Source organism: Kitasatospora azatica KCTC 9699 (genome assembly GCF_000744785.1).
GTDB classification, from domain to species: Bacteria; Actinomycetota; Actinomycetes; order Streptomycetales; family Streptomycetaceae; genus Kitasatospora; species Kitasatospora azatica.
The window spans coordinates 1,575,402-1,589,873 of the sequence record NZ_JQMO01000003.1; the positions used below are offsets into that span (position 1 = coordinate 1,575,402).

Sequence of the window (14,472 nt, forward strand, 5' to 3'; positions counted from 1 at the left end):
GGAGTCTCCCCGTCTGTCGTCACAACCTGAGAGCTTCACCGCACCAAGAATGGCGTGGCTTGCACCGTGGGTGGGCGCACGGCACGGCCGTGTTCCACTTTCCAGATTCGCCTCGCCCACACGGTAGGGGTGCCTGAGAGATTCCGGGGAGGACTTGCTCCTTCGGCGCCGGTCCGTGCCGAGTGGCACCTCCGGACTCTCCCGCGCGGGTTCGAGCGGCCAGTATGAAATTTCGCGTGCGGGCACATCATGGCATGCCGGTCCGCCCGACGGGAGGGGGGTCGGGCTCGGTAGGCTCTGCTCGTGCAGATTCAGGGTGGCGGCTGGCCCGCGAACGAGTTGGAGCAGGTGCTCACCGCCGCGCTCGGCGATCCCGGCGCCACCCCACGGGTGATCGAGGTGCTGGCCCGCAGTCAGGTGTGGATCCCGCTGCCGGTCGGCGCCGACCCCAGCGGGCAGGGCCTGGACCTGCCGACCCTCGAGCTGGCCGGCGCCCCGTACGTGCCGGTCTTCTCCTCCGAGGAGCAGTTCCTGAAGCACGCCCCCGGCCTGTCCTGCGCGGTGGCCCCGGTCTGGGAGTTCGCCCGCGGCCTGCCGCTGGGGGTCGGGATCGCGGTCAACCCCGAGGCCCCGGTGGGCCTTCCGGTGCCGCCGGAGGGCGTCGGCGAGCTGCGCCGCGGCCCGCAGGGCGACCGCTGGGGCACCGAGCCCGGCGCGCCGCCGGCCGAGGGCGCCCGAGTCGCGCTGCGTGAGCCGGAGCCCGCCGAGGAGCCGGTCGCCTTCCTGGAGGCGGTGCGCGCCGAGCTGGCCGTGCTGCCCGGTGTGCTGACCGCCCGTCGGGCGCTGGCCTCGGTGGAGGGCGAGCCGACGGTGCTCTTCGTGGGCGTCCAACTGGATCCGGCGGCGCCCGCCGACCCGGTGGAGGCCAACGCCGCGCTGGGCCGGGCACTGGGTGTCGCACCGCTGCCCGGCGGCGTGCACATCGTGCTGCTGGACCTGGCGGCCGACCCGGTGGTGGACTGGATGCTGCACCAGGTCCGGCCGTTCTACGAGCGGGGCTGACCGGGCGATGGGCGAGATGGGCGAGTCGAGAGAGGGGCGGGTGCGGTGACAACGGGAGCGGCAGGCGGCGGGCCCGGACCGTGGGGACCTGCCCCGGGGACCCCTGATCACGAGTGGAAGCAGCCCGGAATCCTGGAACGCGCCTTGCAGCAGGTCGTCCCGGAGCGTTGGGACGCCTACGAGCACCTGCTGCGCACCCTCGCCGAGGGGCGGGTCTGGATGCTGCTGTGGCACGGTACGCCCGGCAGTCCGGACGCGCAGTACGGGAACATGGACATCGGCGGGCACGGCTACGCGCCGGCCGCCACCTCGCCGGAGCAACTGGCCGCCAGTGGCTGGACCAGGGCCCACGAGGTGATCTCCGGGCGGGAGATCGCCGCCACCCTCTACCGCACCCGCTGGGGCCTGTGGCTCAACCCGCACGCCCCGGGCGGCGGAGTCGGCGTGCCCTGGGCCGACCTGCGCCGGGTGGCGGCCGGTCTGGAGCGGCTGCCGGCCGGCCCGCTGCAGCTGAGTGATCCGCAACTGCCGGGCACCGAGCAGTTCTTCGGGTTGCTGCAGCACCAGGCGCCGTCGGTGCGTCCGGTGCGGGCGTTGCGCCGGGCCTGGGTGCGGCCGGTCGTGGGCGAAGCCTATCTGGCCATCGGCCTCGAGCTCTACGACACTTCGCCGCCGGCGGTGGAAGCGGTGCGCGCGCTGATGCAGCGGGCGATCTCGCAGGCCCCGCCCGGGCTGGCCGTCTCCACGGTGGCGATGAGTGACGAGTTCGACCCGGTGGCGCTGTGGATGCGCGCCAACTCCCGGCCGTTCTACCACCGCGAGGCCACCCCCACGCCGCACCCGACCGGCTACGGCTACCCCCAGCAGGGCTGGCCGCAGCAGCCTTGGCCCGGTCGCTGACCGGGAGACTGACACATCGTCGGTTTAGCGATCTCGGATATCGGTAGATCACAGTCGGGCATCTTTCATCAGTGGGGGCTGGCGCGGGGCTGTAGTGAACGTGAAGAGTTCTGCGCACCGCACCAGCCGAGCAGCCGGGGCGGCATGACACACAGGCTCTGACCAGGACCTGACCAGTCATGCCTGTCCGCGGGCCGCCTTGGGCCGACCATCGTCGGCGAGGGGACGCCACCTGCCCATGACCACACCCATCGACACCACCGCACCCGCTCCGGGCGACCCCGGAGCCGCCACTTCCGGCGTGCCGCAGAGCCGGATCGAAGGCCGCTCACTCGGCCGGATCGCCTGGACGCGCTTCAAGCGCGACAAGGCGGCCGTAGCCGGCGGCATCGTGGTGATCCTGCTGGTGCTGCTGGCCGTGCTGGCCAAGCCACTCGAGGCGGTCTTCGGGCTGGACCCGAACGCGCCGAACCCGGATCTGCTGGACGCCAACCTCGGTGGTCTGCCGCTGGGTTCGTTCGGCGGCATGAGCGGCAGCCACCCACTGGGCGTCGACCCGCTGCAGGGCCGCGACGTGCTCGCCCGGATCGTCGAGGGCTCCTGGGTCTCGCTGCTGGTCGCCTTCGGCGCCACCGTGCTCTCCAACACCATCGGCACCGTGCTCGGCGTGATCGCCGGCTACTACGGCGGCTGGGTGGACGCGGCGATCAGCCGGGTGATGGACACCTTCCTGGCCTTCCCGCTGCTGCTGTTCGCGATCTCCATCTCGGCCTCGCTGCAGGCCGGCGCCTTCGGCCTGCACGGTCTGCCGCTGCACATCGGTGTGCTGATCTTCGTCATCGGCTTCTTCAACTGGCCCTACATGGGCCGGATCGTGCGCGGCCAGACGCTCTCGCTGCGGGAGCGCGAGTTCGTCTTCGCGGCCCGCTCGCTGGGCGCACGCGGCCCGTTCATCCTGTTCAAGGAACTGCTGCCGAACCTGGTCGGTCCGATCCTGGTCTACTCGACCCTGCTGATCCCGACCAACATCCTCTTCGAGGCGGCGCTCAGCTTCCTCGGCGTCGGTGTCCAGGCCCCGCAGGCCTCCTGGGGCGGCATGATGAACGACGCGATCAACTACTACCAGGTGGATCCCGCCTACCTGGTGGTCCCGGGCCTGGCGATCTTCGTCACCGTGCTCGCCTTCAACCTGCTCGGCGACGGGTTGCGCGACGCGCTCGACCCGCGCAGCAACTGACTTACCCCCACGCGCAGTCACTGCGTCCACCTGTCACACCCGCCCACCATCCGTTTTAAAGGGGTTGATCCTGCAATGCGCCGATCTCGTACCCTCGCCCTGGCCGCGGCGGTCGCTACCGCCGCGCTGGTGGTGAGCGGCTGCTCAAGCAGCGGCAAGGGGTCCGCCAGCCCGTCGGGCGGCTCCTCCGGCGGCTCCGCCGCCACCGGTGCCGACGCCGCGACCAAGGGCATCGTGAACGTCTCGGACCACAAGGGCGGCACGGTCACCTATGAGATGAAGGGCACCCCGGACTCACTGGACCCGGGCAACACCTACTACTCGTACATCTACAACTTCTCGCGGCTGTACGCGCGTCCGCTCACCACCTTCCAGCCCGGCGCGGGCAAGGACGGCAACAAGCTGGTCCCGGACCTGGCCTCGGGCATGGGCCAGGTCAGCGCCGACGGTCTGACCTGGACCTACCACCTGCGCGCCGGCCTGAAGTACGACGACGGCACCGCGATCAGCTCCAAGGACGTCAAGTACGCGGTGGAGCGCTCCAACTTCGCTCCCAAGGTCAACTCCAACGGCCCGACGTACTTCAACGAGCTGCTGGTCGACAACGCGACCCCGTACGCGGGTCCGTACGACGACAAGAGCCCCGACGGCCTGAAGTCGATCGAGACCCCGGACGACACCACCGTGGTCTTCCACCTGAAGCACCCGTTCGCGGACTTCGACTACCTGGTGAGCGCCCCGCAGACGGCCCCGGTCCCGCAGCCCAAGGACGACGGCGCCGGCTACGTGAAGCACATCGTCTCCAGCGGCTCCTACAAGTTCCAGTCCTACGAGGACGGCAAGGGCGCCACCCTGGTGCCCAACACCAGCTGGGACGCGAGCACCGACCCGCTGCGCAAGCAGCTGGCGGACAAGATCGTGCTCAAGATGAACATCGACCAGGCCACCATCGACCAGGACCTGATCGCCGGTAACGCCCAGGTCGACCTGGTCGGCGGCGGCGTCGACCCGCAGACCCAGGCGAAGATCCTGACCGACCCCAAGCTGAAGGCGAAGACCGACAACGCCTACGGCGGCCGGCTGGTCTACATGGCGATCAACAGCCACCAGGCGCCGTTCGACAACGTGGACTGCCGCAAGGCCGTCCAGCTCGCGATCGACAAGGTCGCGGTGCAGACCGCCGAGGGCGGCCCGATCCGCGGTCAGATCGCCTCCACGGTGCTGCCCCCGGACATCCCGGGCCAGGTGGCCTTCGACACCTACGCCACCCCCGGTCAGAAGGGTGACGCGGCCAAGGCCAAGGACGCCCTGAAGGCCTGTGGCCACGCGGACGGCTTCAAGACCGTCCTCACCGCCCGCACCGAGCGCAAGGCCGAGGTGGCCGCGGCCACCGCGATCCAGAGCCAGCTGAAGGCGATCGGCATCGACGCCGAGATCCAGCAGTTCCCGCAGGGCAAGTACTTCTCCGACTACGCGGGTGTGCCGAACTTCATCAACTCCAAGGGCGTCGGCCTGATGATGATGCAGTGGGGCGCCGACTGGCCGACCGGCTACGGCTTCCTGCAGCAGATCGTCGACGGTCGGGCGATCAAGGACTCCGGCAACAGCAACCTGTCGCAGCTCAACGACCCGGCGGTCAACAAGCTGATCGACGACGCCGCGACCAACACCGACCAGGGCGCCCGAGAGAAGGACTACGCGCAGATCGACAAGCTGGTCATGGACGACGCGGTGATCGTGCCGCTGACCGACTTCAAGGTCTTCCTGTACCGCTCGGACAGCGCCACCAACCTGGCCTCCACCCCGGCCTTCAGCGGCGAGTACGACTACCTCAACATCGGCACCAACAAGTAAGAGCCTGGCTCACCATCCCTGAAGGCAGGTGAAGGCGAGCGGAGCCCGCCCCCGTCCGTGATTGTCCTCGCTGGGACGAATGTCCCAGCAGGACGGTCCGGACGGGGGCGGGGCACCCGGAAGCCGTACAACTGTGTTGGCCTACATCATCCGCAGGACGTTCGCGGCCCTGGTACTGCTGCTGGTCGTCAGCGCGGTCACCTTCGGCATCTTCTTCCTGCTCCCCCGCCTGGCGGGCGAGACCACCGACCAGCTCGCCGCCCAGTACATCGGTAAGAACCCCTCGCCAGAGGCGATGGAGGCGATCAAGAAGAACCTCGGCTTCGACCAGCCGCTGTACGTCCAGTTCGGACGGTTCATCAAGCAGCTGTTCGTCGGTGCGCAGTACAAGTTCGGCCCGGACGCGACCACGTGCCACGTGCCCTGCTTCGGCTACTCCTTCAAGAACCACCTGGAGGTCTGGCCGGAGATCAGCAGCCGGCTCCCGGTCACCTTCTCGCTGGCGCTCGGTGCCGCGGTGCTCTGGCTGCTCTCGGGCGTCGCCACCGGCGTGATCTCGGCGCTGCGGCCCAGGTCGATCTTCGACCGGGTCTCGATGGGCGTCGCGCTGGCCGGTGTCTCGCTGCCGATCTTCTTCACCGGTGCGCTGCTGCTCTTCCTGTTCAGCTACCAGTGGCCGATCTTCGACAACCTGCACTACGTCAACTTCACGGACGACCCGTTGAGTTGGGCCAGAAACCTGATCCTGCCCTGGGTCGCGCTGACCTTCCTCTACTCCGCGCTCTACGCCCGGCTCACCCGGGCCGGGATGCTGGAGACGATGAACGAGGACTACATCCGCACCGCCCGGGCCAAGGGCCTGATGGAGCGCAAGGTGGTGGTCCGGCACGGGCTGCGGGCCGCGCTGACCCCGATCCTCACCATCTTCGGCATGGACCTGGGCCTGCTGCTGGGTGGCGCGGTGATCACCGAGCAGGTCTTCTCGCTGCAGGGCGTCGGCTTCTTCGCGGTCAAGGCGATCGACGACAACGACCTGCCCAAGATCCTCGGCGTGACCCTGGTCGCCGCCTTCTTCATCGTCATCTGCAACCTGCTGGTTGACCTCCTGTACGCCGCCGTCGACCCCCGGGTGAGGCTGTCATGACCCCCTCGGACACGCCGTCCGGCAGCGCGTTCCTCTCGGTGCGCGACCTGCGGATCCACTTCGACACCGACGACGGCCTGGTGAAGTCCGTCGACGGGGTCAGCTTCGACCTCGAGCCCGGGCGCACCCTGGGCATCGTCGGCGAGTCCGGCTCCGGCAAGTCCGTCACCTCGCTCGGCATCATGGGCCTGCACAACACCAAGCGGGCCCGGATCAGCGGCGAGATCTGGCTGGACGGCGAGGAACTGGTGGCCGCCGAGCCCGACCGGGTGCGCCAACTGCGCGGCCGCTCGATGGCGATGATCTTCCAGGACCCGCTGACCGCGATGCACCCGTACTACACGGTCGGGCAGCAGATCATCGAGGCCTACCTGGTGCACCACCCGAAGGCCAGCAAGCGGGACGCCCGCAAGCGCGCCATCGAGATGCTCGACCGGGTCGGCATCCCGCAGCCGGACCAGCGGGTGGACGCCTACCCGCACCAGTTCTCCGGCGGCATGCGCCAGCGCGCGATGATCGCCATGGCGCTGGTCAACGACCCCTCGCTGCTGATCGCCGACGAGCCGACCACCGCGCTGGACGTCACCGTCCAGGCGCAGATCCTGGACCTGATCCGGGACCTGCAGCAGGAGTTCGGCTCGGCCGTCATCATCATCACCCACGACCTGGGCGTGGTGGCCGAGTTGGCCGACGACATCCTGGTGATGTACGGCGGGCGGTGTGTCGAGCGCGGCCCGGCCGCGACTCTCTTCGACGCCCCCGAACACCCCTACACCTGGGGCCTGCTGGGCTCGATGCCGCGACTGGACCGGGAGTTGCAGGACCGACTGGTCCCGGTCAAGGGCACCCCGCCCAGCCTGATCAACGTGCCCAGCGGCTGCGCCTTCCACCCGCGCTGCCCGTACGCCGAGCAGACCGGCGGACGCTCGTCCACCGAGCGGCCGGTGCTGGCCGAGGCCGCGCCCGGGCACTTCGCCGCGTGCCATCTGCCGGCCGCCGACCGGCACCGGATCTTCGCCGACGAGATCGCCCCGCGGCTGTGAAATCCCTGGAGAACAAGGCATCATGACGGACCTTCAGAAGACGGACATCCCCGCCCCGGCGCCCTCCCCGGAGCGTGAGCCGCTGCTGCGGGTCACCGACCTGCAGCGGCACTTCCCGCTCCGCTCGGGCCTGCTGCGCCGCAGCAGCAGCGCGGTGCGGGCGGTGGACGGGATCTCCTTCTCGGTGCTGCCCGGTGAGACCCTCGGCGTGGTCGGCGAGTCCGGCTGCGGCAAGTCCACGATGGGCCGCCTGGTCACCCGGCTCGACGAACCCACCGGTGGCACCGTGGAGTTCGAGGGCCGGGACATCACCCACCTGAGCACCGGCGCGATGCGGCCGCTGCGCAAGGACATCCAGATCATCTTCCAGGACCCGTACTCCTCGCTGAACCCCCGGCACACCGTGGGCACCATCGTCGGCGCCCCGTTCCGGCTGCAGAAGGTGGCCACCGAGCACGGGGTCAAGCGCGCGGTCCAGGACCTGTTGGAGCTGTGCGGGCTCAACCCCGAGCACTACAACCGCTACCCGCACGAGTTCTCCGGCGGGCAGCGGCAACGCATCGGCATCGCACGGGCGCTGGCGCTCAAGCCGAAGATGGTGGTGGCCGACGAGCCGGTCTCGGCGCTCGACGTGTCGATCCAGGCCCAGGTGGTCAACCTGCTGGACGACCTGCAGCGCGAACTCGGCCTGACCTACCTGATCATCGCGCACGACCTCTCGGTGGTGCGGCACGTCTCGGACCGGGTGGCGGTGATGTACCTCGGCAAGATCGTGGAGATCGCCGACCGCGAGTCGCTGTACGCCCGTCCCGCGCACCCGTACACCACCGCGCTGCTCTCCGCCGTGCCGGTGCCCGACCCGCGGCGCAAGGAGCGGCGGGAGCGGATCCTGCTCACCGGAGACGTGCCCTCGCCGATCAACCCGCCGAGCGGCTGCCGCTTCCGCACCCGGTGCTGGAAGGCCCAGGACATCTGCGCGAGCGAGGAGCCGCCGCTGGTGGCGCTGCGCGCGGGGCACCAGGCCGCCTGTCACTTCCCGGAGAACCAGGACCAGCCGCAGGACCAGCCGCAGGACCAGGCCCAGGCGTAGTGCCTACCGGCCGGTGCGCTGTGCGCGCCGGCCGGAGAGCCAGACGATTCGCTCGAACCCGGCGGTCGCCACGACCAGCCCCGCGACCCCGAGGTCCGTCCCGTCGAGGTCCGTGTCGGCGGACATCGGACCGAGCCAGCCCGACGGGTCGACCAGCACCTCCTTGGTCTCGCCGAGGTCCTCCTTCCCGTAGCAGTCCTCCGAGCCGATGTTGGGGTGCTTCAGCGGCTTGCCGTCGGTGCGCCGCAGGTCGCAGCTGTAGACCGGCCCGTGCTTGCCCTTGCTGGTGTGCACGGCGGTGACCACCACCTCGGTCCGGACGCCCTGACGGCTCATCAGCTCGGCCTTGAAGAGCGGCAGCGGGATCGCCAGCACGGCGATCCCGAGGACCATCGCGCCCGCGAACAGCCAGCCGCTCTGGGCGAGCAGCAGCACGGACGTCAGGGCGATGATCAGCACCAGCACGTCCAGGAAGAAGGCGGCGCCGCCGTAGTCCGGGTTGCCGGCCAGCACCCCGAGCCCGATCAGCAGCACCGGGGCCAGTGCGGTGATCCAGGTCCAGCGGCGGATCGCCCGGGCCGAGAGCGGCGGAAGCTTCTTGGACCGCCGGGGCTTGGCGGTCCGGAGCCCGCGGTGCTCCGGGTTCAGCGGCCGCTTCGACTTCTTGTTCGGGTGCTTCTGGGACACCGGCACAGTGTGGCGGGCCGGACCGCCACGCGGAACCCCGGGGGCTGCGGTTTCGGCGCCGGACTACGGCCGGGAGACACTGGCCCGGTGACCTCGCAGATTTTCTCCCCGGACGTGCAACAGCCCCTGGACGTGATCGGCATCTTCGTCTTCGGCCTGTCCGGGGGCCTGCTCGCGGTGCGCAAGAACATGGACATCTTCGGCATCTGCGTGCTGGCCGAGGCCACCGCGCTGGGCGGGGGAGTGGTGCGCGACCTGCTGATCGGGGCCACCCCGCCGGTCGCCTTCACCAACCTCGGCTACTTCCTGGCGCCGCTGCTGGCCGGGCTGGTGGTGTTCTTCCTGCACCCCGAGGTGGAGCGGATCAACCGCAGCGTGCAGACCCTGGACGCGCTCGGGCTCGGCCTGTTCTGCGTCACCGGCACCGCCAAGGCGCACGACTACGGCCTCGGCTCGGTCGCCTCGGTCGCGCTCGGCATGCTGACCGCCGCCGGCGGCGGCGTGATCCGCGATGTGCTGGCCAACGAGACGGTCTCACTGCTGCGCTGGGACCGGGAGATCTACGCGGTGCCCGCGCTGGTCGGGGCCACCATGGTGGCGCTGCTGATCGCCGCGAACCACCTGACCTCGCTGACCGCCACCACCGCCGCGATGACCGCCTTCGGACTGCGGATGCTGGCGCTCAAATATGGCTGGCGCGCACCGCGTGCTTGGCACCGCAACGGTTCTCGCACCAGCGAGGAGTAGGCGAGCCGCCGTAGGCCAGCGAGATCGCCTCGACCGTGCAGAGCAGCTCGGGCAGCAGCCGGTTCAGCTCGCCCACCGGCGCCACCGCCGTCGGCACCGAGATCGAGCAGGCCGCGATCGCCTTGCCGTCGATGCCCTTGATCGGGGCGGCCAGACAGTTCACCGTCTCCTGGTACTCGGCCTGGTCCAGCGCCCAGCCCTGCCGGCCGACCGCGAGCAGCTCGGTGCGCAGCTCCTCGGCCGAGCGCACCCCGCGCGGGGCGCGGGTCGGGAACTCCAGGCCCTCCAGCGCCACGGCGAGCTGATCCTCCGCCAGATCCGCCAGCAGCACCCGACCCGCCGCGGTGGCGGCGGCCGGCGCCCGGCGGCCGATCCGCGAGGCCGGGCCGAGCCAGCTGTCCCCGGGGGCCGGATAGCGGCTCTCCACCTTGTCCACGTACAGCACCTCGTCGCCCTCCAGCACCGCCAGGTGCACGGTGTGGCCGTAGCGCTCGCTCAGCGAGGCCAGATAGGGGGCCGAGACCTGACGGACGTCGATGCCCTCCAGGGCGGTGTGGGCGAGCGACAGCAGCCGGCCGCCGAGGCGGTAGCGGTGGTCGGACTGGCGGTGCACGAAGCCGTGCTCCTCCAGGGTGCGCAGCAGGCGCAGTGCGGTGGACTTGTGCACACCGATCGTGTTGGCCGCCTGCTCCAGCGAGGCGGGGCCGTCGCCCAGCGAGGTCAGGATGGTCAGCGCCCGGTCGACGGTCTGCGACATCGGCCGCACCTCCCCTGCTGTGCCGCCCGCCCGGCGGTTTGGCAGGAGGCTAACCCCGCGTTGCAGCCCGTGCAATGGCCAAATTGTGACTTGGGGACAGGGCAGTGGGGCGCGGCGCCTACACTGGTGCAGCCATGCCATACCTCGACCATGCGGCCACCACCCCGATGCTCCCCGAGGCGATCGCCGCGATGACGGCGCACCTCGGCGTCACCGGCAACGCCTCCTCCCTGCACGCGGCCGGCCGTCGGGCCCGCCGGGTGATCGAGGAGTCCCGCGAATCGCTGGCCGCCGCGCTGGGCGCGCGGCCGAGCGAGATCGTCTTCACCGGCGGCGGCACCGAGTCGGACAACCTGGCGGTCAAGGGCCTGTACTGGGCGCGGCGGGACGCCGACCCGGCGCGGGTCCGGGTGCTGTGCAGCCCGGTGGAGCACCACGCGGTGCTGGACGCCGTGCACTGGCTGGCCGAACACGAGGGCGCGCAGGTCGAGTACCTGCCGGTGGACCACTACGGGCGGGTGCACCCCGACGCGCTGCGGGCCGCGATCGAGGCTGACCCGGCGTCAGTCGCGCTGGTCACCGTGATGTGGGCCAACAACGAGATCGGCACCCTCCAGCCGGTGGTCGAACTCGCGGCGGTGGCCAAGGAGTTCGGCATCCCGATGCATGCCGACGCGGTGCAGGCGCTGGGCCAGGTGCCGGTCTCCTTCGCCGACTCCGGCCTGGACGCGCTGACCGTCACCGGGCACAAGATCGGCGGACCGTACGGGGTCGGCGCACTGCTGCTCTCCCGGGCCGCGGCACCGGTGCCGCTGCTGCACGGCGGCGGCCAGGAGCGGGACGTCCGCTCCGGCACGCTCGACGTGCCCGCCGCCGCCGGCTTCGCCGCGGCCGCCGCGCTCGCCGTGGAGCGGCACGCCGAGCACGCCGCCGCGGTCGGCGCGCTGCGTGACGACCTGATCGCGCGGGTGCGCGCGGCGGTGCCGGACGCGGTGCTGAACGGCGACCCCGACGAGGCCGGCCGACTGCCCGCCAACGCGCACTTCTCCTTCCCCGGCTGCGAGGGCGATGCGCTGCTGATGCTGCTGGACGCCGCCGGGATCGAGGTCTCCACCGGTTCGGCCTGCTCGGCGGGGGTGCCGCAGCCCAGCCACGTACTGCTGGCGATCGGCGCCGATCCGCTGCTGGCCCGCTCCTCGCTGCGGTTCTCGCTCGGGCACACCTCCAGCAAGGCCGACGTGGACGCGCTGGCCGAGGCGATCGGCCCGGTGGTGGCGCGGGCCCGCAACGCCGGGCAGCGCTGAGCTGTGCTTTCCCCCGCTCGCCTCCGGGCGCTCGTACCCGCTGCCAACGCTCTCCCCCAGCCTGGCGGCCGGGAGGTGCCCCCACCCTCCGGCGCTCCCTCGTTCCTCGGTCGCTAGTCGCTCGTCCCTTTCGGCAGCGGCGCGCCCTTCGGCTCGGGGGGAGGCAGGGCATTGCGTACCCTGGGGGGACTATGACTGAGTTCCCTGGTGCCCCGACCGGCCGGTCCGCCGGCTCCCGTCTGCGTGTGCTCGCCGCGATGTCCGGCGGGGTCGATTCCGCCGTCGCTGCGGCGCGGGCGGTCGAAGCCGGGCACGAGGTGACCGGCGTGCACCTGGCGCTCTCCTCCAACCCGCAGTCCTTCCGTACCGGCGCGCGCGGCTGCTGCACCCTGGAGGACTCCCGGGACGCCCGCCGGGCCGCCGACGTGATCGGCATCCCGTTCTACGTCTGGGACCTGGCCGAGCGGTTCCGCGAGGACGTGATCGACGACTTCGTCGCCGAGTACGCGGCCGGCCGCACCCCCAACCCCTGCCTGCGCTGCAACGAGAAGATCAAGTTCGCCGCGCTGCTGGACAAGGCGCTGGCCCTGGGCTTCGACGCGGTCTGTACCGGGCACTACGCCCGGATCGTGGAACTGCCCGGCGGCGGCCGCGAGTTGCACCGGGCCGTGGACGCCGCCAAGGACCAGTCCTACGTGCTGGGCGTGCTGGACGCCGAGCAGCTCGCGCACTCGCTCTTCCCGCTCGGCGACACCACCAAGGAGCAGATCCGCCTCGAAGCCGAGCGGCGCGACCTCGCGGTGGCCAAGAAGCCGGACAGCCACGACATCTGCTTCATCGCCGACGGCGACACCCAGGGCTTCCTGGCCCGCCACCTGGGCACCGCGCCCGGCGACATCCTGGACACCGACGGCACCAAGGTCGGCGAGCACGACGGCGCGTACGGCTTCACCATCGGCCAGCGCAAGGGCCTGCGGATCGGCCGCCCGGCCGCTGACGGCAAGCCGCGCTACGTGCTGGACATCTCGCCGGTGAACAACACGGTGACGGTCGGCCCGGCGGCCGGCCTGGACGTGCTCGCGCTCACCGCGATCAAGCCCCGCTGGTGCGGTACCGCGCCCGCCGGGGAGGGCCGGTACACCGCCCAGCTGCGGGCGCACGGCGAGGAGGTGCCGGTGACCGCCTCGCTGCTGGACGGCGAGCTGCGGGTCCGGCTGGACCAGCCGGCCCGGGGCATCGCGCCAGGCCAGGCCGTGGTGCTCTACGACGGCACCCGGGTGGTCGGCTCGGCCACCATCGCGGAAACGGAGCGGCGGGCCGTGGAAACGGAGCAGCGGGCCGTGGAAACCGAGCGGCGGGCCGTGGCGGAGATCTGATAAGCCTCTTCCCACTATGAACATCACGGTCTTCTGCTCCGCGTACTCGCTCGACGAGCGCTACACCGCCCCCGCCGCCGAGTTCGCCCGGCTGCTCGGCGCGGGCGGCCACACCCTCGTCTGGGGCGGTTCCGACGCCGGCCTGATGGGCCTGCTGGCGGACGAGGTAAAGGCGGCCGGCGGCAAGCTGGTCGGCGTACTGGTCGACATGCTCGCGCACAAGGGCTACGAGGGCGCGGACGAGCTGGTGATGACCCGCGACCTGGCCGAGCGCAAGGCCCTGCTGCTGGCCCGGGCGGACGCCATCGTGGTGCTGGTCGGCGGCCTCGGCACGCTGGACGAGATCACCGAGGTGCTCGAGCTCAAGAAGCACAACCTGCACGGCAAGCCGGTGGTCGTGCTGGACACCGACGGCTTCTACGACGGCCTGCGCGCCCAGCTGGCGCGGATGGACGCCGAGGGCTTCCTGCCGCGCCCGCTCGCCGAGCTGATCGCCTTCGCCGACACCCCCGCCGAGGTCTTCGCCCACCTCGCCGCCGCCTCCTCCTGACAGGATCTCAGCCATGGCTACCCATCTGATCACCGGCGCCGGTTCCGGCATCGGCGCCGTCGTCGCGCAGCGCCTCGTCGACCGCGGCGACGAGCTGTGGCTGCTCGCCCGCAACGCCAAGCGCGCCGCCGAACTGCGCGAGCGCTTCCCCACCGCGCAGACCCTGGTGGGCGACCTGGGCGACCCGGCCAAGCTCTCCTGGGCGCTCGGGCACCAGAGCCCGCCGGTCGAGCTGGACTCGCTGCTGCACATCGCCGGCATGGTCGAGCTGGGCCCGATCGGCGACACCCCGGTCAAGGTCTGGAACGAGACCCTGGCGATCAACCTGGTCGCCCCGGCCGAGCTGACCCGCCTGCTGCTGCCCCAGCTGCGGATGTCCCGCGGCCACGTGGTCTTCGTCAACTCCGGCGCCGGCCTGACCGCCCACGCCGAGTGGGGCTCCTACGCGGCCAGCAAGTTCGGCCTGCGGGCGCTGGCGGACTCGCTGCGCGCCGAGGAGCACGCCGCCGGTGTCCGGGTCACCACCGTCTACCCCGGCCGGACCGCGACGCCCATGCAGCAGAAGGTGCACCAGCAGGAGGGCAAGGCCTACGAGGCCGAGCGCTGGATCGCGCCGGAGTCGGTGGCGACCGCCGTACTGACCGCGCTCGACCTGCCCCGTGACGCGGAGATCACCGACATCACCGTCCGCCCGGGAGGGTAAGGCCAGCGGGCCTTCCCA

The 14,472-nt window shown here is 71.2% G+C and carries 14 protein-coding genes and 1 riboswitch; of the genes, 12 read left to right on the top strand and 2 right to left on the bottom strand.

Going from position 1 to position 14,472, the window contains the following annotated elements; translation table 11 throughout:
• Positions 1 to 111: 111 nt before the first annotated feature.
• Positions 112 to 214: riboswitch (glycine riboswitch) on the bottom strand.
• An 89-nt stretch (positions 215 to 303) separates the two neighbouring features.
• The 7 genes from BR98_RS17765 (at position 304) to BR98_RS17795 (ending at position 8,330) form a co-directional block, all read left to right on the top strand.
• Entirely contained in the window at positions 304 to 1,062 is a 759-nt protein-coding gene (locus BR98_RS17765; RefSeq protein ID WP_232247451.1) for an enhanced serine sensitivity protein SseB, read from the top strand.
• Positions 1,063 to 1,206: 144 nt separating this feature from the next.
• Complete coding sequence (locus BR98_RS17770) at positions 1,207 to 1,962, top strand: enhanced serine sensitivity protein SseB C-terminal domain-containing protein (protein ID WP_051969884.1); 756 nt, start codon at positions 1,207 to 1,209, stop codon at positions 1,960 to 1,962.
• 238 nt (positions 1,963 to 2,200) lie between these two features.
• Positions 2,201 to 3,199: an ABC transporter permease gene (locus BR98_RS17775; protein WP_035845920.1), complete on the top strand. Its 999-nt coding sequence runs from the start codon at positions 2,201 to 2,203 to the stop codon at positions 3,197 to 3,199.
• 75 nt (positions 3,200 to 3,274) lie between these two features.
• Complete coding sequence (locus tag BR98_RS17780) at positions 3,275 to 5,053, top strand: ABC transporter substrate-binding protein (protein ID WP_035845922.1); 1,779 nt, start codon at positions 3,275 to 3,277, stop codon at positions 5,051 to 5,053.
• A 133-nt stretch (positions 5,054 to 5,186) separates the two neighbouring features.
• Positions 5,187 to 6,197 carry an ABC transporter permease gene (locus BR98_RS17785; RefSeq protein ID WP_035845924.1) on the top strand — a complete coding sequence of 337 codons (1,011 nt, stop codon included), beginning with the start codon at positions 5,187 to 5,189 and terminating at the stop codon, positions 6,195 to 6,197.
• A complete protein-coding gene (locus BR98_RS17790; RefSeq protein ID WP_035845925.1) occupies positions 6,194 to 7,240 on the top strand; it encodes an ABC transporter ATP-binding protein in 1,047 nt (348 codons plus the stop codon). The genes BR98_RS17785 and BR98_RS17790 overlap by 4 nt, the downstream gene beginning before the upstream one ends.
• 22 nt (positions 7,241 to 7,262) lie before the next feature.
• Positions 7,263 to 8,330, top strand: coding sequence for an ABC transporter ATP-binding protein (locus BR98_RS17795; protein ID WP_035845927.1), 1,068 nt, complete (start codon positions 7,263 to 7,265; stop codon positions 8,328 to 8,330).
• A gap of 3 nt (positions 8,331 to 8,333) precedes the next feature.
• Here BR98_RS17795 and BR98_RS17800 read toward each other — a convergent pair whose 3' ends face one another.
• Positions 8,334 to 9,017: a hypothetical protein gene (locus BR98_RS17800; RefSeq protein ID WP_035845929.1), complete on the bottom strand. Its 684-nt coding sequence runs from the start codon at positions 9,015 to 9,017 to the stop codon at positions 8,334 to 8,336.
• Between the two features lie 87 nt (positions 9,018 to 9,104).
• Here BR98_RS17800 and BR98_RS17805 point away from each other — a divergent pair, with 87 nt between their 5' ends.
• The gene (locus BR98_RS17805) at positions 9,105 to 9,764 is read left to right on the top strand and encodes a trimeric intracellular cation channel family protein (RefSeq protein ID WP_035845931.1); all 660 of its coding nucleotides are present in this window, start codon (positions 9,105 to 9,107) and stop codon (positions 9,762 to 9,764) included.
• On the opposite strand, the gene BR98_RS17810 is transcribed toward BR98_RS17805, so the two are convergent.
• Complete coding sequence (locus BR98_RS17810) at positions 9,700 to 10,521, bottom strand: IclR family transcriptional regulator (RefSeq protein ID WP_035845934.1); 822 nt, start codon at positions 10,519 to 10,521, stop codon at positions 9,700 to 9,702. The genes BR98_RS17805 and BR98_RS17810 overlap by 65 nt on opposite strands.
• Before the next feature lie 134 nt (positions 10,522 to 10,655).
• Between BR98_RS17810 and BR98_RS17815 the strand changes: the two genes are divergently transcribed.
• The 4 genes from BR98_RS17815 to BR98_RS17830 all read left to right on the top strand — a co-directional run bounded on the left by BR98_RS17815 (position 10,656) and on the right by BR98_RS17830 (position 14,454).
• Positions 10,656 to 11,825: a cysteine desulfurase family protein gene (locus BR98_RS17815; protein ID WP_035845936.1), complete on the top strand. Its 1,170-nt coding sequence runs from the start codon at positions 10,656 to 10,658 to the stop codon at positions 11,823 to 11,825.
• Positions 11,826 to 12,016: 191 nt separating this feature from the next.
• Positions 12,017 to 13,201, top strand: a complete 1,185-nt coding sequence (mnmA, locus tag BR98_RS17820; protein WP_051969885.1) for a tRNA 2-thiouridine(34) synthase MnmA — start codon at positions 12,017 to 12,019, stop codon at positions 13,199 to 13,201.
• A gap of 16 nt (positions 13,202 to 13,217) precedes the next feature.
• On the top strand, positions 13,218 to 13,751 hold the full coding sequence (locus tag BR98_RS17825) for an LOG family protein (RefSeq protein WP_035845940.1): 534 nt from the start codon (positions 13,218 to 13,220) through the stop codon (positions 13,749 to 13,751).
• A gap of 13 nt (positions 13,752 to 13,764) precedes the next feature.
• Positions 13,765 to 14,454: an SDR family oxidoreductase gene (locus tag BR98_RS17830; RefSeq protein WP_035845943.1), complete on the top strand. Its 690-nt coding sequence runs from the start codon at positions 13,765 to 13,767 to the stop codon at positions 14,452 to 14,454.
• Positions 14,455 to 14,472 lie beyond the last annotated feature (18 nt).